Here is a 23847-nt window from a genome sequence, read left to right on the forward strand (position 1 = left end):
TATTGGGCCGTCACATTAGGGCGTCATTCCGCGAACCCAGTATCGGGAGATTTCAATGACCCTTCCCCAGGACATCACCAGACTGCAATCCGAAGTAAGCGCTGCGGTACGCGAACATTGGAAAGCCTTCTTGATCGAAGGCATCCTGTTGGTCGTGCTCGGGCTCGCCGCCATGATCGTGCCGCCGCTGGCAAGCCTCGCCGTCACCATCTTTCTCGGCTGGATGTTCCTGATCTCCGGCATTGCCGGCCTCGTGCTGACCTTCTGGGCGCGGCAAATGCCGGGCTTCTGGTGGTCGCTGATCTCGGCGGTGCTGGCCATTGCAGCCGGCATCATCCTGCTGGCGAGACCGGTTCAGGGCGTGCTGACGCTGACCATCGTGGTCGGCGCCTATTTCCTCGCCGAAGGCGTCGCGACCATCATGTATGCGCTTGAGCACCGCCGCGAATTGTCGGAGCGCTGGTCCTGGCTCTTGATCGGCGGCATCATGGATATATTGATCTCCTTCATCATCATCTCGGGATTGCCGGGCTCGGCCGAGTGGGCGATCGGACTTCTGGTCGGCATCAACCTCTTGTTCGGCGGCGCAACACTGATCGGCGTGGCGCTCGCCGCGCGCAAGGGTGCTTTATGACGATCCAGAGCTAGCGTTCAGCAGCCGCGGCAAATGCTCTTGATCTTGCGGTCAAGGGCTGCGTCTTCCTTGTTCACCGGGTTGTTCGGATCGCTCAAATTCTGCTCCGACGGCACCTGATCGGCGCGCGGTTGCCGATGCCCGACCGGCGCCGGCAATGGTCCGGACGAGGGCTTGGCGGAATTCGACCCGGATCCGCTGTTTCCGGTTTGTGCGAACGCAGCCGGACCGGCCATCAGGACCAGCAGCGCAATTGTCGCGAGCGTCTTGGTTGTGAGCAACTTTGTCATCTCGCTCCTCCCATTATTTTCCGAGAAATGTATCTATCGCGCCGGTCACTATTCTATCATGGATGTCGGAGGATAGAGATGAACCTCACCACAATAATCGACAACACGATAGCGCGTTTCCACCCCTTGTTCACGTTTCTGCGAAAAAGAATCTGTGCGCGACAGATAGCCGGGCCCGACTGGCGCCTTGCCGTGGCCGCCGGGAATATCGAGCACATATTCCGGCTGGCATAGTCCGGACACCCGCCCCCGCAACGCGCGCATCAATTCCTGCCCGTGCGCCAGCGTCGTGCGCAGGTGCGAGGTGCCCGGCGCGAGATCGCCGTGATGCAGGTAATAGGGTTTTATCCGGCATTCGACAAAGGCCCGCATCAAGGCTTCCAGCGCCGCCGCATTGTCATTGACGCCGCGCAGCAGCACCGACTGGCTCACCATGGGTATGCCGGCATCGATGATGTCAGCACACGCGGCGCGCGCGCGATCGGTCAATTCCCTGGCATGATTGGCGTGCAGTGCGACCCAGGTCGTCGCGCCCTTAACCTTGAGGGCTGCGACCATCTCGGCGCTGACACGCGCAGGGTCGGCGACCGGCACGCGGGTGTGGATCCGGATGATCCTGACGTGATCGATTGCCGCCAGATCAGCCATGATCTCGGCGAGCCGGCGCGGCGACAGCATCAATGGATCGCCGCCGGTCAGGATCACTTCCCAGATCTCCGGATGGGCGCGGACATAGCCAATCGCCTCATCGTACGCTCCATGCGAAAGCGCCGTCTCCTTGCCGGGCCCGACCATCTCACGGCGAAAGCAAAAGCGGCAATAGACCGCGCAGACGTGAACGAGCTTCAACAGCACCCGGTCGGGGTAGCGATGCACGATGCCGGCAACCGGCGAATGAGAATGGTCACCGATCGGATCGGCGTTCTCGCTCACCCCGGCAACCAATTCCTCGGGGCTTGGAATGAACTGCCGCGCGATCGGATCGTCGGGATCGCTGGGGTCGATCAACGCGGCGATGTCGGGCGTCACCGCGACCGCATATCGCGCCGCGACCTTTTCCAGATCGGGAAGTGCCGCGGCAGGCGCGAGGCCGTGGGCGACCAATTCGGCGGGCCCGCGCAACGTGGCGGCGAGTTTGTTCTTGCTCATGCATCCCCCGCGGGCGGCATCCACACCACCTGATCGATCCTCGAGGCGCCGCTCGCCAGCATCACCAGCCGATCAAAGCCGAGCGCGACACCGCTTGCTTCCGGCATCGTCGCGACCGCGGCGAGAAAATCTTCATCGATCGGATAGCGCTCGCCGTAGCGGCGCTGCTTTTCGTCCATCGCCTGCATGAAGCGCCGGCGCTGTTCCTGAGCGTCCGTCAATTCACCGAATCCGTTCGCGAGCTCAACGCCGCAGGCATAAATCTCGAACCGTTCGGCGACCCGCGGGTCGGACGGTTTTGGGCGCGCGAGAGCTGCTTCCGGAACCGGATATTCGAACAGGATCGTCAAACGCCCCTGCCCCAGATTTGGTTCGACGTGCTCGACCAGGATCTTGCTGAAAATATCCGACCAGGTGTCGTCGTCCGATATTCGCACCCGCCCCTTTGCTGCGGCCGCGAGACGATCGCGATCGCCCTCGCCATCCGCAACCGTTGAAAGCAGATCGATCCCGGCAAAGCGCTCGAACGCGGCCGCCACTGCTAAGAGCTCCGGCTCGGCAAAGGGATCGGCAAGCTTGCCGCGAAACGAGAACTGCCCGATCCCGGTCGCCTGCGCGGCGTGGGCAATGACGACGATGCTGTCGGCCATGACGGCGTCATAACCCGCATTGGCGCGGTACCATTCCAGCATGGTGAACTCGGGAAGGTGCAAATCGCCGCGCTCGCGGTCGCGGAATACCCGTGCGAATTCGAAGATTTTTTGCTCGCCCGCGGCTAAAAGTTTCTTGCAGGCGAATTCCGGCGAGGTCCGCAAATACCGCATCGACCGTGTGCCGTCGGCGCGGCTGAGTTCCGCGCGCGGCGCGTGCAGGTGGGTCTCATTGCCAGGCGAGACCTGCAAAATCCCGGTTTCGACCTCGAAAAACCCCTGTTCCTCGAACCATGCCCTGGTCACCTTCGTGACGGCGCTGCGCGCCGCCAAAAACGGCCTGACATCGGCGTGCCGCGCGGGCGTCCACCATGGCGACGCTACGTCAGAAGGTTCGCCGATGGGGTTTTTGGTCATCTGATCCATTTGTGTTGACGCGTCATGTGGTCCGAACCTCCGCCGCCATGTCGGTGACTAAGGGTGAGCCAGGAATCAAGCAATGTTTGACCACAAATTACGAAAAACATGGATTTTGCTGTGGCTTGGCGTGGCCACAGCGGCGCCGGCCGGTGCCGCTGATGGCCCTTCGGCCGGTTTCAAACTGGACCGAGACGCCGATGTGTTCAAATCCCCCGACGGGACGGTACGGTTCGAGCAATATGCCAAAAAGCAGGAGGACGGGGGCCGCCTCTTCCAATTCTGGACCTTCGACCGGGATCACCGGCACGCTTTTCAGCTCAATCCCGATGAGAACGATGATTTGCCGGGTTATCCGGCCGGATTTCGATTTAGCCCGGACAGCCAGTGGTTGGTACGGATGCAAAAACTCGGAGCCGGCTCCCAGACGCTGTTTTTGTATCGAAGGAACGGGTTTCAATTCTCGCCGGCGACAAAAAAGCCCTTTGGTGAACTGGCCTGGGATTATTTCTTCACGACGCCGACATCAAAGGGGATGCATCGGGACCCGGAGAACCCGTATGGGCTCGATCACGCAACGGTCAATCTGATCAAGGGCATGGAAGAAAATTACGCCTGGATGGGACAACATTGGCCCGACAGTCGCTACGTGGTGGTCGGCCTGTCGTTCGACATGCAGGGCGAAGAGGTAAAGGCCCCATGGATCGAAGGCTGGCACTGTGTCTATGACCTGAAGACGGGGGCATTTTCGGTGCCTCCCGACTTCGCCAAAAACAACGCGGAGTCCGTCAAATATCCTGATCCCAAATGAGATCGACCGATCAGGGCTGATCATTTGCAGCCATCAGCGCGCAGCCCCTTGAGGGGCGTAAAATGCTGGCATAGATCGGCAAAATCAGTATGTTGCGGCCCGAAACCGCCTAGCTGGCCCCAGGACGCCCCGTCCGGATCGGTCCCGGGCCAGATATCAGGAAAAACAGCTTTGAAAGTCATCGCCAGTTCTATTCGCAAGGGCAACGTCATCGAGCAAGACGGCAAGCTCTACGTGGTCCTGACCGCCGAGAACATCCACCCCGGCAAGGGAACTCCGGTCAGCCAGATCGAAATGCGCCGTATCAGCGACGGGGTGAAGATTTCGGAGCGCTACAAGACCACCGACCAGGTGGAAAAGGCGACCATCGAGGACCACAATTACAACTACCTGTATGAGGACGCCGACGGCTTCCACTTCATGAACACCGAGAGCTACGATCAGGTCCAGGTGCCGAAGGATGTCGTCGGCACCGCTGCGCCCTATCTGCAGGAAAACATGCAGGTCAAGCTGTCGCTGCACGGCGTCCTTCCGGTGGCGATCCAGATGCCCCAGCGCGCGACGCTCGAAGTCGTGGAAACCGAGCCCGTCACCAAGGGCCAGACGGCGTCGTCCTCCTACAAGCCTGCGATCCTCTCCAATGGCGTGCGTACCGCGGTGCCGCCGCATATCGGCACCGGTACGCGGATCGTGGTGATGACCGAAGACGGCTCTTACGTCGAGCGCGCAAAGGACTAATATCAGGGCAGGCATAGGGCGCCGGGGGCGAGGATTGGGTACGAAAGCTGTCCGGTTCGTCACGAGTTCGCTGGCAACTTTCGCATTGCTCCAGGCCGGCACGGCCAACCTTTCAGCCGACGAATTCAAGACGCCTTCGATCTCAGCCGTCCACGTCGAATGGCACGCGGCGCTCGATCAGCTCCGGTCCGAAATCAACACCCGGCCGGCGGTCGCCTCCTCCTTCACATTCACGGGCCAGCGCCGGCTTCCCGGCTACGATCCGCGTTCGACGCCGGCATTGGTGCAACTGAACGCTGTGACCTCGCAGATTTTTACAGGGATCGGGCGCAGTCCGGTGCCGGTGCTGCTGCCGTTCGATACCGCGGCATATCTGGACTTCGGGCTGCACGGGGCGCCGAACAGCCCCTCGCTGTCGCGCTATCAGGCCGATTTTCGGCCCGTCGACCTGTTCGATGCGGGTCCTGCCGGCTACGACGCGATGTTTTCCTTCGAGCCCGGCGCCGGCGCCGGCGACGGCATGCCGCCGCGAACTTTTGCCAAACCGGTCGAGGTGCAGATCACCGGCTCGGTCCTGATCTATGATCTCAACGACCCCGTCGGCGGAAGGGGCGAACCGGTCAAGGCCTTGTCTGCGCAATATCCCGATCTGCGGCGTTTCATCCGCGAAGGCTATGTGCGCTATGCCTTCACCCGCTTCGGCGTTCCCTATGTGGTGTCGATCCAGTGCCTCGACTCTGTCCCCCGCGAGCGGCGGCTGGCCTGCCGCGAGGCCTATCCGATCGCCGAGCGCTTTTTGAAGGCGCTGCGCGTTGCCGGCGGCCTGCCATCGCGGCCAAGAGCGGATCTCCCGCCTTTGGTTGCCGAGCGGCCGACAGAACGCTCGCCCGATTTCACCTATCGCCCGGTGGGTGACATCATTGCGAACTCAGGTTTTCGCAAACAGGGCGGCCGCGCCGACTTCACCGCTTATTCGCAAATTCGGTTTCCGCTGCAAAAATTACCGGCTTTCGTTCACTCGCAGGAATTCAGGATTCACAGATCGAGTGACAAACCGCTGGACGAGATAATCGGCAGCACCACAAGCTATCCCTGGCGGGATAATTTCTGTGAAGCCCGCAGTTTTAATGTCGGGCAGTGTCCCGGCGGCTTTGGCCATCAGGGACAGGATATCCGCCCGGCGCCCTGTCCGCCCGATACCGAAGGCGCTGCCGAGCATTGTGATCCCAAGCAACAGTCGGTGGTCGCGGTTCGCGACGGCGTCGTGATCCGCTCGCTGAAGCAACAAGCGGCGACCTTGCAGATCAACACCCGCACCGAACATATCCGTTTTCGCTACATGCATATGAATCCGGCCACCATGGATGCCGACGGCGTGCTGAACGGACGCAGCGTCGATGAAGGCGAGAAGATCGGCGTGGTTTCCAATTATCTCGACCACCCCAACGGCACCAGCCGCCATCTGCATTTCGACGTGCAGGTGTTTACCCGCGACGGCTGGATCTGGGTCAATCCCTACGTCACCCTGGTGTCAGCCTATGAGCGTTTGATCAGAGAACGCGGGCGCGTGATCGGTGCTGAGACGGCCGCGTTATCGCCTGCCGTTTCACCTGCTGTTTCGCCTTCAGTTTCGCCTTCACTGGCGCGCGTCGTGCCGGAGGACAGCGTCCATCCCGACTCGCAGGAAGGCGGCGAAAACTGATCGTCACGACGCCGCCGCGTGAGCCGCTTTTGGTTGCCGCGCCGGCGCGGTCCAGCGATAGGCAACGCCGAGCCGGTTCCAGACGTTGATCGACGCGATCGCGGAAGAGAGATGGGCCAGCTCGCGCTCGAAGAACTCGGCGCTCGCTTTGGCGTGAACTTCGTCGCTCACGCCCCCGGTCAGGAGCGTCAACGCTTCGGTCCACGCCAGCGCCGCGCGCTCGCGGGCCGAAAACAGCGGCGCCTCGCGCCAGACCACGACGAGGTTGAGCTTGTCGCCCGCGATGCCGAAGCTCTCGCTTTGCAGGATGTGAAATTGCACGCAGAAGGCGCAGCCGTTGATTTGCGAGGCGCGCAACTTGATCAGTTCGAGCAGTTGCTTTTCGATACCGGCCTTGCCGGCCGCCTGGCTGAGCCCGAAGATGACGTCATAGGCATCGGGTGCCAGCGTCTTGAATTCATTCGGTTCGCTGCGAGCATGTGACATATCCTTATCACCTATGTTATAAGGGTTCTGATTTGTTATCAGAGCACTTATATTATGCGCAAACCACGTCGTTCGACAAAGCCAAAATCGGGCGCGTCCCGAAAAACGCCAAAAAAGCGAAAATCGCCCGCGGCGAAAAAATCCGCGCCGCTCCGGAAAAAGCCCGCCGCCGATCCGGCGCTGGCCGGCGTCCGCCCGCCGCCGCCGGGCCGGAGCAAGCGTGGCGAAAAAGGCTATTTCGGCTATCTGCTGCGGCAGGCCCAGGCCGCGGCACGGCTGACGCTGGAACGCTCTCTCGCTGATCTCGGCGTCACGCCGCCGCAATTTGTCGTCCTCACCATGCTCAGGGCCTATCCGGGCCTGTCGGGTGCCGATCTCGCCCGGGTGGCGCTCGTGACCCCGCAGACCGTCGGCGTCATCATCCGCAACCTGGAACGCGACCGTGCGATCCGGAAGACGCCGCATCCCGTTCATGGAAGGGTGCTGCAGTGGACCCTGACCCGCCACGGCCTGACCTTGCTGGAAAAATGCCGGCGTCAGGCGATGGCGCTGGAGCGGCGGCTGGCGGCAGGGTTTTCGGCGAAGTCGCAAGCAACCGTGCGGCGCTGGCTGTCCAAAATTGCCGCAGACCTGCAGCAGGATGGTTAGCCGACCGCTAGACTATCGCCCATGACACGATCTGATTCCCTGAACTCCCCGACGCGCCGCGCCCTGCTGCGCTCCGGCCTCGCCGCCGGCGCGTTGCTCGCCCATCCCTTTGCAGCCACTGCTGCGGCGCCGCCCGGCTTCGACCAATGGCGCGACGGCTTTCGCGCCCGCGCTTTGGCAAAGGGCATTTCGGAGGCGACCTGGACCCGCGTCATGGGCCACATCGAGCCGGATATGTCCGTGTTCAAGCAGATGCGGAACCAGCCGGAATTCAACGAACAGATCTGGCAATACATCAATCGCCGAGTCTCCGACTGGCGCATCATCGCCGGCAAGGAGGCGCTGAAGAAGAACGAAGCATTGTTCGCACGGATCGAGCGCGATTACGGCGTCGAGCGCGGCACGCTATTGGCACTGTGGGGCGTCGAATCCGCCTTTGGCGATCCGCTGGTGCAGCAGAACCACATGCGCCCGGTGTTTCCCGCGCTCGCAGCACTTGCCTGGAACGAGCCGCGCCGCCGCGCCTATTGGGAAACCGAACTGATCAACGCGCTCAAGATCGTCGATCGCGGCTGGTCGACGCCGGAGGAAATGCGCGGCTCCTGGGCGGGCGCGATGGGACATACGCAATGGATGCCGGAAGTCTGGCTCAATGTCGGCATGGATTACGACGGCGACGGCAAGATTTCGCCGTTCGGCAAGCCCGACGATGCGCTCGGTTCCACCGCGCGCTATTTGATCAATCGCGGCAAATATCACCGTGGCGAGCATTGGGGCTATGAGGTGCGCGGCGCGAGCGGCGCCTCCAGCGGCAGCCGGACCTACGCGGCGTGGTCGAGCGCCGGCGTCACGCGCGCCGACGGCCAGGCGTTTCCACAGCCGAACGCGTCCGCGCAAATGTGGATACCGGTGCCCGGCGGTCCCGCCTTCCTGCTCGGACCGAATTTTTACGCGGTGCGCAGCTATAACCCTTCCATGAATTACGCGCTCGCGATCTGCCATCTCGGCGATCGCATCCTGGGCGCGCCGCCCTTCATTCAGCCGTTCCCAGGCTCGGAGCGCGCGCTGACACTCGCCGAAGTGCAGGAGATGCAAACGCGTCTGACAAGAGCGGGTTTTGATACCGGCGGCACCGACGGCCGCGTCGGCAACGACACCATGCAGGCGATCCGGGATTATCAGACCAAGATGGGGCTATTGCCGGCCGACGGTTACGGCGGGCTGAAGGTGCTGGCAAGGTTGAGGCAGGGGTCGTGATCGCTTGCCTCTCCCCGCTCTTTTGCGGGGAGAGGTCGAAATTCGCGCGAAGCGGGAATTTCGGGTGAGGGGCAAGGCACACTGCCCGTTGCAAAATTGTACGTTCGCGGACGGAAGAGCCCCTCACCCCAACCCTCTCCCCGCGAAGAGCGGGGCGAGGGAGCGCACTGCCGTTGCCGCCAATGCAAGGAGGCCTCTACGCCTTGCGCGGGACGCCGCCGGCGTTCATCCCGCCGTCGATGACGAGCTCGGTTCCCGTCGCATAGGCCGATGCATCGGAGGCCAGGTACAAGACGCCGCTGGCGATCTCCGAGGCGTGGCCGGCGCGGGCCAGCGGGGTTGCGAGTTTGGCGCGTTCCTCCGGATCGATCGGCGCGTTTTGGCCAGCGCCCGTCGCCTCCGTTGGAATCTTGCCCCAGATCGGCGTGTCGATGATGCCGGGATGCACCGAGTTGACCCGGATGCGATCGCCCACCGACGCGCACTCCATCGCCACCGCTTTGGCAAACAGCCTCACGCCGCCCTTGGTCGCGCAATAGCCCGCGAGACCGGCAGCGCCGCGCAGGCCCGCCAGCGACGACATCATGATGATCGAACCGCCGCCGGTCTTCCGCATCACCGGCAGGCAATGTTTTACGGACAGGAACACGCCGTCGAGATTGATCGCGGTCTGCCTGCGCCAGTCGGCCAGCGTCATATCGACGATCGACGGCACCGAGATTCCAATCCCCGCATTTGAAACCAGGATGTCCAGGCGGCCAAAACGCTTCTCGACTTGCGCCACCACTTCCACCCAGCGGTCCTCGCTGGTGACATCGTGCGGAAGAAACATCGCGGTGTGACCGGCCTGTTTGAGCGCGGCGGCGAGCTCCTCGCCCCTGAACTCATCGATATCGGTGATCGCAACCGAGGCACCCTCGCGCGCCAACAGCTCCGCAACCGCAGCGCCGATGCCGGACGCGCCGCCGGTAACCAGCGCGACCTTTCCTTGAACCTGCCCTGTCATTTCCACTCCCTGTCCTTTGTTGAAGTTTTTTGTTGAAGCCCTATCGGATCACCGTCGGCCCCTGATCCGGCACCGCGATGTCGAGCACGCGCAACTGCACCCGCTCGGTACCTTGCCAGCGGTCGACCGCGAGCGATCCTGCCACGTGCAGTGGCTGGCCGCGATGCCCGACCAGCGCGTTGCCGAGTTTTTGTCCCAGCGAACGAAACGCCATGCCGTTGACGATGGAACCATCGCCGGATTTGAACCGCACGCGCAGATGCGCCTGCCCCACTTCGTCGGCATAGATCAGTTGATGCGACGGCAGCGCCACCACCGGCTCGGGATTGCCGCTGCCGAACGGACCGGCGCGATTGAGGGTCGTGGCGAATTCCGGTGTTACCGCGCGTGCGCTGACCGCGCCGTCGATGAAGAGCTCGTTGACATGGCGCGACTGTGCCACGTCATGGGCCAGCACGCTTTCCATGTAAGCACGGAATTCCGCCAGCTTTTCCTTACGCAGCGTCACGCCGGCCGCCATGGCATGGCCGCCGCCCTTCATAAGCAGACCGTCTTTCACTGCCTGCCGCACCGCTCTTCCGAGATCGACGCCGCCGATCGAACGGCCGGAACCGGTGCCAATGCCGCCCGGCTCGAGCGCAATCGCAAATGCCGGCCGCGAGAACTTTTCCTTCAGCCGCGACGCCACCAGCCCGACCACGCCGGGATGCCAGCCTTCTGAGGCCGTGACGATGACAGAGCCCTTGTCTTCGAGGCCGAGCGAGGCCAGCGCCTCGGCTTCGGCCTGCGCCTCCGCCATCTGCTCGATGACGCGGCGTTCGGTGTTGAGGCGATCAAGCTCGGCGGCAATCCGTGCGGCCTCCGAAACATCACCTTCCAGCAACAGCCGCACGCCGAGATCGGCGCGCCCGATCCGCCCGCCGGCATTGATGCGCGGGCCCAGCATAAAGCCGAGATGCCAGGCCTCCGGCGGGCCGTTCAGCCGCGACACGTCCATCAGCGCGGTATGGCCGACGTGGTCGCGGCGGCGCATCGCGATCAGGCCTTTTGCGACAAAGGCTCGGTTCAGGGCGATCAGCGGCGCGACATCGGCGACGGTGCCAAGGGCTACGTGATGCAGCATGCCGAGCAGGTCGGGTTCCGGCATTTCGCCGGTCCAAAATCCCCGCGCGCGCAATTCACGGTTGACCGCGACCAGCGTCACCAGCACGAGCCCAACCGCGGCGAGATAGCCGAGGCCGGACAGGTCATCCGGCCGGTTCGGATTGACCAGCGCGTCCACCTCGGGCAATTCGTCACCGCTTTGATGATGATCGATGACGACCACCGACATCCCGAGCCGCCGCGCTTCCGCCAGCGGCTCAAAGCTGGTGGTGCCGCAATCCACCGTCACCAGCAGCGTGGCGCCCTTGCCCGCCAGCATGCGCACCGCTTCGGTGTTGGGGCCGTAACCCTCAAACAGCCGGTCTGGAATATGGATTAGGGGATCGAGCCCGCAATGGCGCAGGTGCCAGGCGAGCAGCGCCGACGACGTGGCGCCGTCGACGTCATAATCGCCGAAGATCGCGACTTTCTCGTTTCGTGCCGCCGCGTCCGCGATGCGCTTGGCGGCCGTCTCCATCTGCGTCACGGTATAGGGATCGGGCATCAGTTTGCGGATGGTCGGATCGAGAAAATCCTCTACCGCATCGATCTCGACATCGCGCCCCGCCAGCACCCGCGCCAGCATCTCCGGCAATTGATAACGCTGCACGATCGCGAGCGCCCGCGCAGCGCCCCGGGCATCGAGCCGGTCGCGCCACAGCTTTCCGGTCGCCGAATGCGCAACGCCAAGAAACGCCGGCGGCGATTCGATGGGCAATGCGGATGCGGGAAGCGTCATGATGCTTTCGGAAGATAAGCGCGACAGCCGCAGGTTCAATGATTCGCGCGCGGCGGTCGCGACTTATGCCCGTCATCCCCGCGTAACGGCCTAACACCCCATCCGGTCGGCGACCCCACCAAAATCCATGGCGACGATATCCCAGTCGCCCTTGGCCTCGAAATCGTATTTCTGCAACGGGCCGTATTCGGTCGGGCGGGCGACGAAGGCGGTCTTCAAGCCCAGCTTTTGGGCGGCCTTGAGGTCGTGGTTGTGGGCTGCGACCATCATCACCTGCTCCGGCGGCAGACAGAGCAGTTTTGCCGCACCGAGATAGGTTTCGGGATCAGGCTTATAGTGCTCGAACAGCTCCGCCGACATGATCAGGTCCCAGGGCAATCCCGCGAACTTCGCCATGTTGGTCAATAGCGCAACATTGCCGTTCGACAGCGGTGAGATGATGTATTTTGTCTTCAGCCGCGTCAGGCCGGCGACGCTGTCCGGCCACGGATGAAGCCGGTGCCAGCCCATCGTGAGATGATGCAAATCGGCGTCGGTCAATCCTTGAATTGAAAACTGGGCGACCAGCGTTTCCAGCGACTGGCGATGAAGTTTGTCGAGTATCACGTAACCGCGCTCGGGATGCTTCCGCACCTCATCCATCGACGCCGCATAGACGGCGCGCCAGCCATCGACCAGCGCGGTCCAGTCGGCCTTGATGCCGCGTTTGTCCGACCATTTGCTGAAATCCGCAATCAAGCTGCTGCGCCAATCGACCACGGTGCCGAACACGTCGAACACCAGCGCCTTCACCGCGGATAGATCGGACATGTTTGCTCCCTGGTTTCTGTTTTTTCGTCATTCCGGGGCGATGCGCAGCGTCGAACCCGGAATCTCGAGATTCCGGGTTCGCGTTTCGCGCGCCCCGGAATGACGGTGTTAGTCGAGGTGGAATTTCTCCAACTGGCGGTGCTCGCCCTTGATGTAGCGCACCGTGCCGGTGACGGAGCGCATCACCACGGTCTCGGTCTCGATGACGTCCTTGCGGAATTTCACGCCCGAGAGCAGCGAACCGGTGGTGACGCCGGTTGCGGCGAACAGGCAGTCGCCGCGCGCCATGTCCTCGATACCGTAGATCATGCGCGGATCGTTGACGCCCATCTTGGCGGCGCGCTCGCGTTTCTCCTCGGTGTCGAGGATCAGCCTGCACTGCATCTGGCCGCCGATGCAACGCAGCGCCACCGCCGCCAGCACGCCTTCGGGCGCGCCGCCGGTGCCGATATACATGTCGACCCCGGTATTCTCAGGATCGGCGCAGTGGATGACGCCGGCGACATCGCCGTCGGTGATGAGGCGCACCGCCGCGCCGGTGCCGCGCACGCCGTTGATGATGTCGGAGTGGCGCGGGCGATCGAGCACCAATACGGTGATCGCCGAAGGATCAACGCCTTTTGCCTTGGCGAGGCGGCGAACATTGTCGGCCGGCGAGGCGTCAAGCTCGACAACGCCTTTGGCGTAGCCCGGGCCGACCGCGATCTTCTGCATGTAGACGTCGGGCGCATGCAACAGCGTGCCGCCATCGGCCATCGCCATGGTCGCGATCGAGCCCGGCATGTTCTTGGCGCACAGCGTCGTGCCTTCGAGCGGATCGACGGCGATATCGACTTCCGGTCCGGTGTTCATGCCGACCTTCTCGCCGATGAACAGCATCGGCGCCTCGTCGCGCTCGCCCTCGCCGATCACCACCGTGCCCTGTATCGGCAGCTTGTTGAGCTCGCGGCGCATCGCGTCAACGGCGGCCTGGTCGGCCGCTTTTTCGTTGCCGTGGCCGCGCAGCCGCGCCGCCGACACCGCGGCGCGCTCCGTCACCCGCACGATTTCGAGCGTCAGGATGCGCTCCAGCAATAGCTGCGGCGGAACGGAAATATGGGTCGACATCGCAAAGCTCCTTAAACTTCACCGCGGGTTCCTTGACCCGCAACCAACGGTTTCGCGCAACCTCCGTTCGGAGCTTGCGCTAGTTTTTTTCGATCCGTATCACCTGCGGCCGGCCGGAGATCACCTTGTCGCGCTGCACCGCCTGCAGCGCGCGGTAGACCGCGTCCTCACTGGTCGCATAGGTAATCAGAATGACCGGCACCGGAGAGGCCTTCCGCGCCGCGCCATTGGCGTCGACACCGTCGGCATGACGCTGCACGATCGATTCGATGGATATTTTCTGTTGCGCGAGCCGGGTTGCGATCGCAGCGGCGGTGCCGGCGAGATCGCGCGCCATCAAGCGGATATAGTAGCCGCCTTCATGGCGCTCCATTGGCGCCTTTTTGGTGGCGCGCAAGCGTTCCACCGGCCGTCCGAACGGCTTGGCGCGGATGCCACGCGCGACGTCGGCGATATCGGCAACCACGGCCGATGCTGTCGCCGCGCCGCCGGCACCGGGACCCACCAGGGTTATCGGCGGTATCCCCGCGCCATCGATGGTCACCGCATTGGTGACGCCCATCACTTGGGCGATCGAGGATGATTTGGGCACCATAGTCGGATGCACGCGCTGCTCTATGCCCTTCACTGTGCGGACCGCAACCCCGAGCAATTTGACGCGATAGCCGAGCTGTTCGGCGGCGCGCAAATCTTCCGGTGTGATCGAGGAAATGCCTTCCACATAAACGGCGCTCTGTGCAACTTTGGTGCCGAAAGCAAGGCTCGCCAGAATGGCTAGTTTCTGGGCGGTGTCATGGCCGTCGACGTCGAATGACGGGTTGGCCTCGGCATAACCGAGCCGCTGCGCGTCCTTAAGACATTCTGCGAACGACAAGCCTTCCTGTTCCATCCGCGTCAGGATGTAGTTGCAGGTGCCGTTGAGGATTCCGTAGACACGATTGACATCGGTCCCGGTGAGACCTTCGCGCAACGTTTTGACAACCGGGATCGCGGCGCCGACGGCCGCCTCGAAATTGAGCGCGCCGCCGTGTTTCTCGGCGGCCTTCGCGAGCCGCAATCCGTGCTTGGCGATCAGCGCCTTGTTGGCGGTGACCACAGATTTGCCGGATTTCAGCGCCGCCTCGATTGCCGACAGCGCGGGCTCGCCGGAGCCGCCCATCAATTCAACAAAGCAATCGATGCCGGGATCATTGGCCAACGCCAACGGGTTCTTGGCCCAGTCGATGCCGCGCAGATCGAGGCCGCGTTTTTTTACCTTCGAACGCGCGGTGACGGCGACGACGCGCACGCCCCGTCCGCTGCGCGCGGACAATGTCCGCCCCTGCTGCTCGATAAGGCGAACGACTTCGGCGCCCACGGTGCCGAGCCCCGCAATACCCACTCTTAGGGGTGCGACCATAAAAAGTAAAACCTGCCGGAGGACTTGATGCTAAATAGGCATGATCTGATCCGAAAACCTTCTCCATCCTCGGGTCAAGCCCGAGGACATGCTTTTCGGGATCATGCCTACCGCCGGTTGGCGAGAGGAACCACGTTGTGCAACGTTTCGATGCCGCTTTCAAGGAAGCGGCGCACGCCGCGGGCGGCTTGGCGGATACGTTGCTCGTTTTCCACCATGGCGATGCGCACAAAACCCTCGCCATGCTCGCCGAAGGCGACGCCCGGCGAAACCACGACGCCGGATTTCTCCACCATCAGCGTTGCGAACTGCATGCTGCCGACATCGCGGAACGCCTTCGGCAACGGCGCCCACGCGAACATCGAGGCTTCCGGCGGTGGAATCTCCCACCCTGCCCGGCCAAATGATTCCACCAGCGCATCGCGGCGTTTGCGATAGGTATCGCGCATCTCGCGAATGCAATCGTCCGGACCGTTCAGCGCCGCGGTCGCGGCGACTTGAATGGGCGTGAACGCGCCGTAATCGAGATAGGATTTCACCCGTGCCAATGCTGCGATGATGCGGTCGTTGCCGACGGCAAATCCCATGCGCCAGCCGGCCATCGAAAACGTCTTCGACATCGAGGTGAATTCGACCGTCACGTCGATCGCGCCGGGAATCTGCAATACCGAAGGCGGCGGGTTGTTGTCGTCGAAATAGACTTCGGCGTAGGCGAGATCCGACAGGATGAAGATCTCATGCTTCTTCGCGAACGCGACGAGGTCGCGGTAGAAATCGAGATCAGCGACATAGGCGGTCGGATTGGAGGGATAACAGACCACGATCGCCAGTGGTTTTGGGATCGAATGGACGATGGCGCGCTCGACCGCCTCGAAAAATTGCGGCGTCGGCTCCGACGGCACCGAGCGGATCACCCCGCCCGCCATCAGGAACCCGAAGGCATGGATCGGATAGCTCGGATTGGGACACAGCACGACGTCGCCCGGCGCGGTGATCGCCTGGGCCACATTGGCAAAGCCTTCCTTTGAGCCGAGGGTCGCGACAATCTGGGTTTCCGGATTGAGCTTCACGCCAAAGCGCCGGGCGTAATAGGCCGCCTGCGCCTTGCGCAGCCCGGTAATGCCGCGCGAGGCCGAGTAGCGGTCGGTCCGCGGCTTGCCCAGGGTCTCCTTCAGTTTCTCGATCACATGCGGCGGCGTCGAGAGGTCCGGATTGCCCATGCCGAGGTCGATGATGTCGGCTCCGGCATTCCGCGCCGCCGCCTTGGCCCGATTGACCTGCTCGAACACGTAGGGCGGCAGGCGGCGGATGCGGTAGAAATCTTCCATGGACCTTGCTCCGGCAACCAATAAGGGTGGAATCGCCGACACCATGCGGCTTATGAAGCGGAATATGGCTTCGTCCAAAAATCGCGCCAAATCAAGGATTTAGGGCGAATTCAGGCGCCAACTTAAGTGTCCTCGCCCTTAATTTGCGGTTGAATTGGGGTTCTTTTACCACGGACGCCCGGTTGCGCCAGTGTCCTTGAGCCGCCGAACCAGCGTTCGTCGGTTCACTTCGCGGCGGTATCTTTGGCAGCGGTGTCTTTGGCGGCCGTATCTTTGCCGGCAGCCGCGGAGGCCTGGTGGTCCCTCGCGGCGACCAGTTCGGCCTGGATCTTGGCCCGCTCCGCCGGCGCGAGTTCGGGCTCCTCGCGATCCGGCGGCAGATCATGAACCGGGAGATAGGTGCTAGAATCTTTCGCCCGCTCGGGCGCATCGGCCGGCGTGCCGAAGATCGGCATATCCGCGATCGAGGTCGAGCAGCCGCCGAGCGCAAGCGCCGACAGCAGCAGCACACTGGCCGCCAACGCCCATCTTTTTCGATCCACCGACATCCGTCCCGAAGTCCCCACTTCGCTGGTACGAGCCTTGCAACGCGAGCCTTTGCAACGTTTGCATTGCCGTCAACAGTACAAGCCCTGCCATGGCGAAAACGTTAGTCCCTCAAATTCCGCCGCATCGTTCAAACCATTGTCGCCCGAAACGATTAAAGCCCAAACAACAAAGCGGACCGTTGAGGCTTCAATATGTCGGAACCAAGATGTTTTTGCCGCAGTGCAACACGCTGATTTCCCAAGATTAACCTCGAAGGCGCCGCCATCGATCCTAACGCGGTGACGAACCGGAAATGAACCTATAGTGTTGCGACATGAGTGAAGTTACGACCGAAGCCAAGGTGGCGAAAAAGTTCGATCCCGAAGCCTTTGCGATGAACCTCGCACGGGCCATGGAGACGAGCGGCCAGGCCCTCGCCGCCTATCTTAAACCGCGCGAGAATGGCGAAATCAAAGACAAGCCGCCGAGCGAACTCGCCGAGGTGATCAAGACCTTCACTTCGGTGGCGGAATATTGGCTGTCGGATCCTGACCGCTCGTCGGATCTGCAGAAGAAGATCGCCAAGGCCTATCTCGATTTGTGGGGCTCTTCGGTGCGAAGGCTTGCCGGCGAAGACGCGCCGCCGGCGACCGCGCCGTCGCCGCGCGACAAGCGATTTGCCGATCCCGAATGGAAATCGAACCAGTTTTTCGATTTCGTGATGCAGCTCTATCTCTTGACGACGCAATGGGCGCAGGAATTGGTGCACAACGCCGAAGGCGTCGACCCGCATACCCGCAAGAAGGCCGAGTTCTACGTCCAGCAGATCAGCAACGCGCTGGCGCCGTCGAATTTCGTTCTGACCAATCCGGAAGTCCTGCGCGAGACGCTTTCCTCCAACGGCGACAATCTCGTTCGCGGCATGAAGATGCTGGCGGAGGATATCGAGGCTGGACACGGCACGCTGCGCATCCGGCAGTCCGATCCTTCCAACCTCGCAGTCGGCGTCAACATGGCGACGACGCCGGGCAAGGTGATCTACCAGAATGAATTGATGCAGCTGATCCAATACGAGCCGGCGACGGAAAGCGTGCTGCGCACGCCGCTGCTGATCGTGCCGCCCTGGATCAACAAATTCTACATCCTCGATCTCAAGCCGGAAAAATCCTTCATCAAATGGTGCGTCGATCAGGGGATCACGGTGTTCGTGATCTCCTGGGTCAATCCGGACAAGCGCCTCGGGGCCAAGACCTGGGAAGACTACATGAAGCAAGGCCCGCTCACCGCAATGGATGCGATCGAGCGGGCCACCGGCGAGATGAAAGTCCACACCATGGGCTATTGCGTCGGCGGCACGCTGCTCGCCACCACGCTGGCCTGGCTTGCGGAAAAGCGCCGCGTGCGCGCGACGTCGGCGACTTTCCTCGCCGCGCAGGTCGATTTCACCCATGCCGGCGACCTCCTGGTGTTCGTCGACGAAGACCAGATCTCGGCGCTCGAACGCGACATGCAGGAAGCCGGCGTGCTCGAAGGCAGCAAGATGGCGATGGCCTTCAACATGCTGCGCTCCAACGACCTGATCTGGTCCTATGTGGTGAGCAACTACCTGAAGGGACAGCCGCCGTCGTCGTTCGATCTATTGCACTGGAATTCGGACGCGACGCGGATGCCGGCCGCGAACCATTCCTATTATCTGCGCAACTGCTATCTGGAGAACCGGCTGTCGGCCGGCAGCATGGTGCTGGACAACACGCTGCTCGATCTGTCGAAGGTGAAGGTGCCGGTCTACAATCTGGCGACGCGCGAGGACCACATCGCGCCGGCCGATTCCGTGCTCTACGGCTCGCAGTTTTTCGGCGGTCCGGTGAAATACGTGCTGTCGGGCTCCGGACACATTGCGGGCGTCGTCAACCCGCCATCCTCGGGCAAGTACCAGTTCTGGACCAACGACAACATCAGGGACGTCACGCTGTCAGACTGGCTCAAGGGCGCGCAGGAGCACAAGGGCTCGTGGTGGCCGCACTGGCGCGAATGGCTGGAAACGATCGACGCCGAACAAGTCCCGGCGCGCGCGGTCGGCACCGATACGTTGACCCCGATCGAGGATGCGCCCGGCAGCTATGTGCGGGTCCGCGCGTAGCGCTTGAGATATGTTTGAATATAATCGGCCGTCCCCGCCGGGACGAGATTCTAAACTTTGAACCGAGGGGAAACCGATGACGCGCGAATTGTTCTGGCTGACGCTGACAGTCATTATGACGGGGCTTTTGTGGATCCCCTATATCCTCAATCGCAGTCAGGTCCGCGGCCTCGCCGGCGCGATGGCCAATCCCTCGCGCGGCGACAAGCCGCATGCGGAATGGGCAACAAGGCTGATGTTCGCGCATGACAACGCGGTCGAGAACCTTATCATCTTCGCTCCCCTGGTGCTGATCCTCGCCCAGATCGACTATTCCACCAAATGGACCGTGTACGCCTGCGCAGTGTATTTCTGGTCCCGGCTCGCCCATCTGATCGTCTACACCATGGGCCTGCCGGTGTTCCGCACGCTCGCCTTCACCGTCGGCTTCCTGGCGCAAGCCGTGCTGGCGTTGGCGATTTTCAAGGTGGTTTGAACTTGCCTACTCGTTAAGGCGGGATTGAAAAACCCCGGTTTTACCGAGGTTTTTCTTTGCGTTCGTGAGGGCCACTCCGATGGGGCCGAAAGTGCCGGCCACCGCTTTATGTATCGGCAAAGCCCAGCATCAGCCGCATGTTCTGTACCGCAGCACCTGAGGCGCCCTTACCCAAATTGTCGAGACGCGCGACAAGAACCGCCTGAGGATATTTGTGGCTCGCAAAAACATAGAGCTCAAGCATGTTGGTCTCGTTGAGCGCCTCGGGCTCGATGCGCCCGCTCTTTGTAGCCGCGTCATCGAGCGGCATGACCGAGACGTAGGTGCTTCCAGCGTAGCGCTTCGCCAACGCGGCGTGGAGGTCGGCACCATCAGGCTTGCCCGGAAGGGTGTCGAGATGCAAAGGCACCGACACCAGCATGCCCTGCCGGAAGTTGCCGACCGACGGAACAAAGATCGGCCGGCGCGCGAGATTTGAGTACAGCTGCGTCTCGGGCAAATGCTTGTGCTCGAAGGCGAGGCCATAGAGTTCGAAGGCCGGCGCTGTGCCTTCTTCGAAACTTTCGATCATGGACTTGCCGCCGCCCGAATAACCACTCACCGCATTGATGGTGATGGGGTAGTCCGCTGGCACCAGGCCGGCATCCACGAGCGGCCGCAGCAGCGCCACCGCGCCTGTCGGATAGCAGCCTGGGTTTGAGACTTTCCGCGCCGCCCGTATCTTGTCTGCCTGATCCGGCGCGAGTTCCGGAAAACCATAGGTCCAGCCGCTGGCGACCCGAAAGGCCGTCGATGCGTCCAGTACCTTGGGTGCCGCAGCTCCCATGCTGTCAATCAGCGCAACCGTCTCTCGCGCGGCTTCATCCGGCAAGCAAAGGATGACAAGGTCGACTTCCTCCAGCAACGCCCGCTTTGCCTGCGCATCCTTGCGCTTTTCCTCGGCAATGCTCTTAAGCACGACGTCGCTCTGCAGGCCAAGGCGCTCGCGAATGCCGAGGCCGGTCGTTCCAGCGGCACCATCAACGAACACGGTGGGCCGCGCGGAGGCGCTGGCAGTCAGGGGCTGGCCTTTCGGCTGCTTGGTGTCGGAGAGGGTCATGGCGTGTTCCTTCAATCCGCGGATGCACTGACAGGCGTAGATGATTTGTAGTCCAACTGCGGACGCAGCGCACGCATTTCGCCCGAAATAACCTGCGCCGCAGCCTGCGGCTGCTGCGCCAATGCATTAGCGGCCCCCATAAAATCCGCGTCGGATTTTTGCTGGGCCAGCTTGAAGCTGCCTTCGACCTCGTCGACCGACATCATCAGGCCCACGATCGCTTTCTTCATGGCGTCCAGACGTCCGGCCGTCATTTTCGCCGTCGTCCAGGGCGGTTTCGGTGCCAGCCGGCTTTCGAACTTGGCGCTGAGCGCGTCGAGATGCGGACCGAGCTCGGCATCGGACAAGGTCCGCACCGTGCCGGTAAGATGCACGGCCTGATAAAGCCAGGTCGGCACCTGATCCGGCGACACGTACCAGTCGGGCGAAAGATAGGCATCGGCGCCGTTCACCGCCATCAGCCAGGGCGTTTTGCCGTCCGCAAGTTTCAGAAGCGGATTGTTGCGCGCGACGTGAAACGCGGCGCGCGGCGTGCCGTCGTCGGCATAGCTGAGATAAAACGGCAGCGACGATGCGATCGGCCTTGCGCCGTCCCATGCGCAGACCGTGCCGAATCCGCGCGCTTCCGCGAACGCAAGCGCTGCGGCGCGATCGGTCTTGAACAAGGGAGGCGTATACATTCCAAACTCCTGCTTTGACGTAGGAGCCGCCAGATCAAACCGCGTTTTATGCAAGGAAGAAGCCGCGGAGTGGATCCGGCGGCAGAGGCGACGATCTTAGACGCAAACGTCCGCCCATACCGCGAAGGTGCGGCGGCGGCGGGCGATGAGGATGGTCGCGGCGTCGATCATGGGCGCGGCTATAAGGCCGCGCCCGGCTGGCGTCAAGACGCAGCGCCGTCATTCCGGGATGGTCCGGAGGACCAAACCTCAGATGTGCAATCGCACATCGGGGAATCTCGCGCTACAACTTCTGGATTTCCGGGTTCGCGCTAACGCGCGCCCCGGAATGACGAATAAGTTAGATCGTCGGATTCCACGGCGCAGGTATCACCCGGTAGCCGCTGCCATCCTTTTCGATATTGCCAAGCCCGGGGAACGGATAGTGGAAGCCCTGTACTTGCAGCTTCTCGGCAACCACCATGTCGTAGATCCGGCGGCGGGTCTTTTCCGCGATATCCGCGTCCTGGTCGAAGAAGCCATGCCAGCCCGGATGGGGCGCGAACAGGCAAGGATTATTGGTGACATCCGACTGGATGAACACCTTGCCCGCGCCGGACGATAGCACGTAGGACGTGTGCCCCGGCGTATGACCGATGGTCTCCACCGCGAGCAGGCCGGGGGCGACCTCCTTGCCCCACTCATAGGGCGTGACTTTCCGCTTCAGGCCGGCATCGAAGGTTGCGCGATTGCTCTTGAACAGGCCCTGCATGCGCCCCGCCGGCGCACGGCTCATCTCGCCATCGTCCATCCAGAACTTCCACTCGGTCGCAGGCACCAGCACTTCGGCGTTCGGAAACGCCGGCGCGCCGTCGGCCGCCAGCAGGCCGTTGACGTGGTCGGGATGGAAGTGCGAAATCACCACCATGTCGACCGCCTTGGGATCGAAGCCCGCGGCGACCAAGTTGGCGGCGAACTGCCCGTTGGCGCCCTTGCTGTTGACGTTCGAAGCCGGGCCAAGGCCGGTATCGACCACGACCAGCTTGCCGCCGGTATTGATCACCAGCGGCGCGAAGTAGATCGTGAACACGTCCCGCGGCAGGAATGCCTTCTCCAGCGCGGCGTTGACTTCTTGCTTCTTCGCGTTGGTGACGAAGTTTTCCTCCAGCGGGAAGGTAAATTTGCCATCAGCAACCACGGTGACCTGGATGTCGCCGACCTTGTATCGATAGAAACTCGGCGCCTGTTTGTCCGCCACGGGCGCAGCCGCCTTCGCGGGCGCGGAGGGTAGTAGCGGCGTGGCCGCGATCGCCGTGGCTCCGGCAAGTGCGTGACGTCGTGTCAGTTCCATGGCTGATGTCCTCTTGTTGAGACGTGACTTTGGTGCGGATTTGCCGCTTTGTGGCTTTCGTCGCGGCGAGCTTGACCGGCGATTTGCTCCGGCGCGACAAAGGACGCGATCGCAACCGACGGTATCTGAGCCGGTTAACCCCCGCTCCCCCGGCTTATTTCCGGCTTCAAACCGTGCGCCACAACCATTCGGCGATCTGCCCGATGACGTCGCCGAACAATAGCAGCGCCGCCGACCAGACAAAGGCCGATACCCAATTGGCCAATTGGAAGCTCCAATACGGCATCTCGAATATCCCGGCCGCCAGCGGCACCGAGGCCCGCAACGGCCCGAAAAATCGCCCGATGAAAATGCTCGGTACGCCCATTTTTTTCACAAAGGCCTCGCCGCGCGGCAAAATCTCGGGGTAACGCGACAATGGCCACATCTGCGCGACGTGTTCCTTGTAGCGGTAGCCGAACCAGTAGGAGACCCAATCGCCGAGTGCAGCCCCGATCCCGCCGGCGATCCAGACCGGCCAGAACGACATGCCGCTGGCGCCGATCAGCGCGCCGATCGCCACCAGCGCCCCCCAGGCCGGGATCAGAAGCGAGATGAAGGCAAGCGATTCCCCGAACGCCAGTACCAGCACGATCGGTGCGGCCCAGGCCTGATGCTCGCGCACGAATTCGGCCAGGGCGCGCGCATAATCTTCCATTCTCGAATTGCCCTTCCTTGGCGATTGCCCCGTTTTGGGTCATTGAAGTTGTTATAAGTTCGATTCCCGACAACAGGTAAGCCAGCCGCTTCCGTGACATCAAGTCACAAAGGCGGGGATGGTGCGTGAGCGCAGGCTCAGCCCAACCGGCTTTCAATCACCAGAACAGGAGAGAAGTGGATGATCGGATCGCTGATGATGGGTGTGGGCTCGGTGATCCTGCTGCTGGGGATGCTGGCCGGAATCTTTATGGGCATCCGGGAGGATTTCGCGCTGGCGCCCGCGCATGCGCATCTCAACCTGGTCGGCGGTGTACTGCTATTCCTGTTCGGCCTTTACTACCGAGTGGTTCCGGCCGCAGGAACTACGACGCTGGCAAAAGTGCAAGGCTGGCTCCATATTCTCGGCGCGATCCTGTTTCCGGTCGGCGTCGCGCTTGTTATTTTAAGAGGGCCATCCTTTATCGCCACGACGATCGTAGGATCGCTGGTCGTGACCGCGGCGATGGCGCTATTTGCCGTCATCGTGTTCCGGTCCGCGCAGGCATAAGACGACGACGCCGCCGTCACTTTTTAAGCCTATCC

24 protein-coding genes are annotated in these 23847 nt (G+C 62.3%); 9 read left to right on the forward strand and 15 right to left on the reverse strand.

What is annotated here, in order from left to right; all coding sequences use genetic code 11:
- The first annotated feature begins 55 nt into the window (after positions 1 to 55).
- Entirely contained in the window at positions 56 to 634 is a 579-nt protein-coding gene (locus tag B5526_RS00910) for an HdeD family acid-resistance protein (RefSeq protein WP_079536158.1), read from the forward strand.
- 17 nt (positions 635 to 651) lie between these two features.
- Here B5526_RS00910 and B5526_RS00915 read toward each other — a convergent pair whose 3' ends face one another.
- The 3 genes from B5526_RS00915 to epmA are packed head-to-tail and all read right to left on the reverse strand — an operon-like array spanning position 652 to position 3140.
- Entirely contained in the window at positions 652 to 924 is a 273-nt protein-coding gene (locus B5526_RS00915) for a hypothetical protein (RefSeq protein ID WP_079536160.1), read from the reverse strand.
- A gap of 48 nt (positions 925 to 972) precedes the next feature.
- On the reverse strand, positions 973 to 2073 hold the full coding sequence (locus B5526_RS00920; RefSeq protein WP_079536162.1) for a lysine-2,3-aminomutase-like protein: 1101 nt from the start codon (positions 2071 to 2073) through the stop codon (positions 973 to 975).
- Complete coding sequence (epmA, locus tag B5526_RS00925; protein WP_079544593.1) at positions 2070 to 3140, reverse strand: EF-P lysine aminoacylase EpmA; 1071 nt, start codon at positions 3138 to 3140, stop codon at positions 2070 to 2072. The genes B5526_RS00920 and epmA overlap by 4 nt, the downstream gene beginning before the upstream one ends.
- Before the next feature lie 82 nt (positions 3141 to 3222).
- On the opposite strand from epmA, the gene B5526_RS00930 reads away from it, so the two are divergent.
- From B5526_RS00930 to B5526_RS00940, 3 genes are all read left to right on the forward strand, one after another.
- Positions 3223 to 3951, forward strand: a complete 729-nt coding sequence (locus B5526_RS00930; protein ID WP_079536163.1) for a hypothetical protein — start codon at positions 3223 to 3225, stop codon at positions 3949 to 3951.
- A 171-nt stretch (positions 3952 to 4122) separates the two neighbouring features.
- Positions 4123 to 4689, forward strand: coding sequence for an elongation factor P (gene efp / locus B5526_RS00935; RefSeq protein WP_079536164.1), 567 nt, complete (start codon positions 4123 to 4125; stop codon positions 4687 to 4689).
- A 34-nt stretch (positions 4690 to 4723) separates the two neighbouring features.
- Positions 4724 to 6391, forward strand: a complete 1668-nt coding sequence (locus tag B5526_RS00940) for a peptidoglycan DD-metalloendopeptidase family protein (RefSeq protein WP_079536166.1) — start codon at positions 4724 to 4726, stop codon at positions 6389 to 6391.
- Between the two features lie 3 nt (positions 6392 to 6394).
- On the opposite strand, the gene B5526_RS00945 is transcribed toward B5526_RS00940, so the two are convergent.
- The gene (locus B5526_RS00945) at positions 6395 to 6877 is read right to left on the reverse strand and encodes a carboxymuconolactone decarboxylase family protein (RefSeq protein ID WP_079536167.1); all 483 of its coding nucleotides are present in this window, start codon (positions 6875 to 6877) and stop codon (positions 6395 to 6397) included.
- Between the two features lie 51 nt (positions 6878 to 6928).
- Here B5526_RS00945 and B5526_RS00950 point away from each other — a divergent pair, with 51 nt between their 5' ends.
- Positions 6929 to 7525, forward strand: a complete 597-nt coding sequence (locus tag B5526_RS00950; RefSeq protein WP_433994676.1) for a MarR family winged helix-turn-helix transcriptional regulator — start codon at positions 6929 to 6931, stop codon at positions 7523 to 7525.
- A gap of 21 nt (positions 7526 to 7546) precedes the next feature.
- Complete coding sequence (locus tag B5526_RS00955; protein ID WP_079536170.1) at positions 7547 to 8782, forward strand: lytic murein transglycosylase; 1236 nt, start codon at positions 7547 to 7549, stop codon at positions 8780 to 8782.
- A gap of 196 nt (positions 8783 to 8978) precedes the next feature.
- On the opposite strand, the gene B5526_RS00960 is transcribed toward B5526_RS00955, so the two are convergent.
- The 7 genes from B5526_RS00960 to B5526_RS00990 all read right to left on the reverse strand — a co-directional run bounded on the left by B5526_RS00960 (position 8979) and on the right by B5526_RS00990 (position 16862).
- A complete protein-coding gene (locus tag B5526_RS00960; RefSeq protein ID WP_079536172.1) occupies positions 8979 to 9788 on the reverse strand; it encodes an SDR family NAD(P)-dependent oxidoreductase in 810 nt (269 codons plus the stop codon).
- A gap of 40 nt (positions 9789 to 9828) precedes the next feature.
- Positions 9829 to 11670, reverse strand: coding sequence for a single-stranded-DNA-specific exonuclease RecJ (recJ, locus tag B5526_RS00965; RefSeq protein WP_079536174.1), 1842 nt, complete (start codon positions 11668 to 11670; stop codon positions 9829 to 9831).
- A gap of 90 nt (positions 11671 to 11760) precedes the next feature.
- On the reverse strand, positions 11761 to 12480 hold the full coding sequence (locus tag B5526_RS00970; protein ID WP_079536175.1) for a haloacid dehalogenase type II: 720 nt from the start codon (positions 12478 to 12480) through the stop codon (positions 11761 to 11763).
- Between the two features lie 108 nt (positions 12481 to 12588).
- A complete protein-coding gene (glpX, locus tag B5526_RS00975) occupies positions 12589 to 13587 on the reverse strand; it encodes a class II fructose-bisphosphatase (protein WP_079536177.1) in 999 nt (332 codons plus the stop codon).
- Between the two features lie 79 nt (positions 13588 to 13666).
- Positions 13667 to 14986, reverse strand: a complete 1320-nt coding sequence (locus B5526_RS00980; RefSeq protein WP_079536179.1) for a homoserine dehydrogenase — start codon at positions 14984 to 14986, stop codon at positions 13667 to 13669.
- A gap of 107 nt (positions 14987 to 15093) precedes the next feature.
- Positions 15094 to 16314 (reverse strand): LL-diaminopimelate aminotransferase, encoded by a 1221-nt coding sequence (locus tag B5526_RS00985; protein WP_079536180.1) that lies wholly within the window; start codon positions 16312 to 16314, stop codon positions 15094 to 15096.
- A gap of 224 nt (positions 16315 to 16538) precedes the next feature.
- Entirely contained in the window at positions 16539 to 16862 is a 324-nt protein-coding gene (locus tag B5526_RS00990) for a hypothetical protein (protein WP_079536182.1), read from the reverse strand.
- A gap of 314 nt (positions 16863 to 17176) precedes the next feature.
- On the opposite strand from B5526_RS00990, the gene B5526_RS00995 reads away from it, so the two are divergent.
- Positions 17177 to 18982, forward strand: a complete 1806-nt coding sequence (locus B5526_RS00995) for a PHA/PHB synthase family protein (RefSeq protein ID WP_079536183.1) — start codon at positions 17177 to 17179, stop codon at positions 18980 to 18982.
- 76 nt (positions 18983 to 19058) lie between these two features.
- Positions 19059 to 19457 carry an MAPEG family protein gene (locus B5526_RS01000; RefSeq protein WP_079536185.1) on the forward strand — a complete coding sequence of 133 codons (399 nt, stop codon included), beginning with the start codon at positions 19059 to 19061 and terminating at the stop codon, positions 19455 to 19457.
- 106 nt (positions 19458 to 19563) lie between these two features.
- Here the strand turns inward: B5526_RS01000 and argC are convergent, their stop codons facing one another.
- From argC to B5526_RS01020, 4 genes are all read right to left on the reverse strand, one after another.
- The gene (gene argC / locus B5526_RS01005) at positions 19564 to 20556 is read right to left on the reverse strand and encodes an N-acetyl-gamma-glutamyl-phosphate reductase (RefSeq protein WP_079536187.1); all 993 of its coding nucleotides are present in this window, start codon (positions 20554 to 20556) and stop codon (positions 19564 to 19566) included.
- 11 nt (positions 20557 to 20567) lie between these two features.
- On the reverse strand, positions 20568 to 21236 hold the full coding sequence (locus B5526_RS01010) for an FMN-binding negative transcriptional regulator (RefSeq protein ID WP_079536188.1): 669 nt from the start codon (positions 21234 to 21236) through the stop codon (positions 20568 to 20570).
- A gap of 340 nt (positions 21237 to 21576) precedes the next feature.
- Complete coding sequence (locus B5526_RS01015; RefSeq protein WP_079536190.1) at positions 21577 to 22566, reverse strand: MBL fold metallo-hydrolase; 990 nt, start codon at positions 22564 to 22566, stop codon at positions 21577 to 21579.
- A gap of 166 nt (positions 22567 to 22732) precedes the next feature.
- Positions 22733 to 23263 carry a DedA family protein gene (locus B5526_RS01020; protein ID WP_079536192.1) on the reverse strand — a complete coding sequence of 177 codons (531 nt, stop codon included), beginning with the start codon at positions 23261 to 23263 and terminating at the stop codon, positions 22733 to 22735.
- Between the two features lie 180 nt (positions 23264 to 23443).
- Here B5526_RS01020 and B5526_RS01025 point away from each other — a divergent pair, with 180 nt between their 5' ends.
- The gene (locus B5526_RS01025; protein WP_079536193.1) at positions 23444 to 23812 is read left to right on the forward strand and encodes a hypothetical protein; all 369 of its coding nucleotides are present in this window, start codon (positions 23444 to 23446) and stop codon (positions 23810 to 23812) included.
- Positions 23813 to 23847: the final 35 nt, after the last annotated feature.

This window comes from Bradyrhizobium lablabi (assembly GCF_900141755.1).
Taxonomy (GTDB): Bacteria; Pseudomonadota; Alphaproteobacteria; order Rhizobiales; family Xanthobacteraceae; genus Bradyrhizobium; species Bradyrhizobium lablabi_A.

Bases quoted from the DNA above. Each gene is read 5' to 3' on its own strand.
- B5526_RS00910 (WP_079536158.1), top strand. From the start codon at position 56: ATGACCCTTCCCCAGGACATCACCAGACTGCAATCCGAAGTAAGCGCT.
- B5526_RS00915 (WP_079536160.1), bottom strand. From the start codon at position 924: ATGACAAAGTTGCTCACAACCAAGACGCTCGCGACAATTGCGCTGCTG.
- B5526_RS00920 (WP_079536162.1), bottom strand. From the start codon at position 2,073: ATGAGCAAGAACAAACTCGCCGCCACGTTGCGCGGGCCCGCCGAATTG.
- epmA (WP_079544593.1), bottom strand. From the start codon at position 3,140: ATGACCAAAAACCCCATCGGCGAACCTTCTGACGTAGCGTCGCCATGG.
- B5526_RS00930 (WP_079536163.1), top strand. From the start codon at position 3,223: ATGTTTGACCACAAATTACGAAAAACATGGATTTTGCTGTGGCTTGGC.
- B5526_RS00945 (WP_079536167.1), bottom strand. From the start codon at position 6,877: ATGTCACATGCTCGCAGCGAACCGAATGAATTCAAGACGCTGGCACCC.
- B5526_RS00955 (WP_079536170.1), top strand. From the start codon at position 7,547: ATGACACGATCTGATTCCCTGAACTCCCCGACGCGCCGCGCCCTGCTG.
- B5526_RS00960 (WP_079536172.1), bottom strand. From the start codon at position 9,788: ATGACAGGGCAGGTTCAAGGAAAGGTCGCGCTGGTTACCGGCGGCGCG.
- recJ (WP_079536174.1), bottom strand. From the start codon at position 11,670: ATGACGCTTCCCGCATCCGCATTGCCCATCGAATCGCCGCCGGCGTTT.
- B5526_RS00970 (WP_079536175.1), bottom strand. From the start codon at position 12,480: ATGTCCGATCTATCCGCGGTGAAGGCGCTGGTGTTCGACGTGTTCGGC.
- glpX (WP_079536177.1), bottom strand. From the start codon at position 13,587: ATGTCGACCCATATTTCCGTTCCGCCGCAGCTATTGCTGGAGCGCATC.
- B5526_RS00980 (WP_079536179.1), bottom strand. From the start codon at position 14,986: ATGGTCGCACCCCTAAGAGTGGGTATTGCGGGGCTCGGCACCGTGGGC.
- B5526_RS00985 (WP_079536180.1), bottom strand. From the start codon at position 16,314: ATGGAAGATTTCTACCGCATCCGCCGCCTGCCGCCCTACGTGTTCGAG.
- B5526_RS00990 (WP_079536182.1), bottom strand. From the start codon at position 16,862: ATGTCGGTGGATCGAAAAAGATGGGCGTTGGCGGCCAGTGTGCTGCTG.
- B5526_RS00995 (WP_079536183.1), top strand. From the start codon at position 17,177: ATGAGTGAAGTTACGACCGAAGCCAAGGTGGCGAAAAAGTTCGATCCC.
- B5526_RS01000 (WP_079536185.1), top strand. From the start codon at position 19,059: ATGACGCGCGAATTGTTCTGGCTGACGCTGACAGTCATTATGACGGGG.
- argC (WP_079536187.1), bottom strand. From the start codon at position 20,556: ATGACCCTCTCCGACACCAAGCAGCCGAAAGGCCAGCCCCTGACTGCC.
- B5526_RS01010 (WP_079536188.1), bottom strand. From the start codon at position 21,236: ATGTATACGCCTCCCTTGTTCAAGACCGATCGCGCCGCAGCGCTTGCG.
- B5526_RS01015 (WP_079536190.1), bottom strand. From the start codon at position 22,566: ATGGAACTGACACGACGTCACGCACTTGCCGGAGCCACGGCGATCGCG.
- B5526_RS01020 (WP_079536192.1), bottom strand. From the start codon at position 23,263: ATGGAAGATTATGCGCGCGCCCTGGCCGAATTCGTGCGCGAGCATCAG.
- B5526_RS01025 (WP_079536193.1), top strand. From the start codon at position 23,444: ATGATCGGATCGCTGATGATGGGTGTGGGCTCGGTGATCCTGCTGCTG.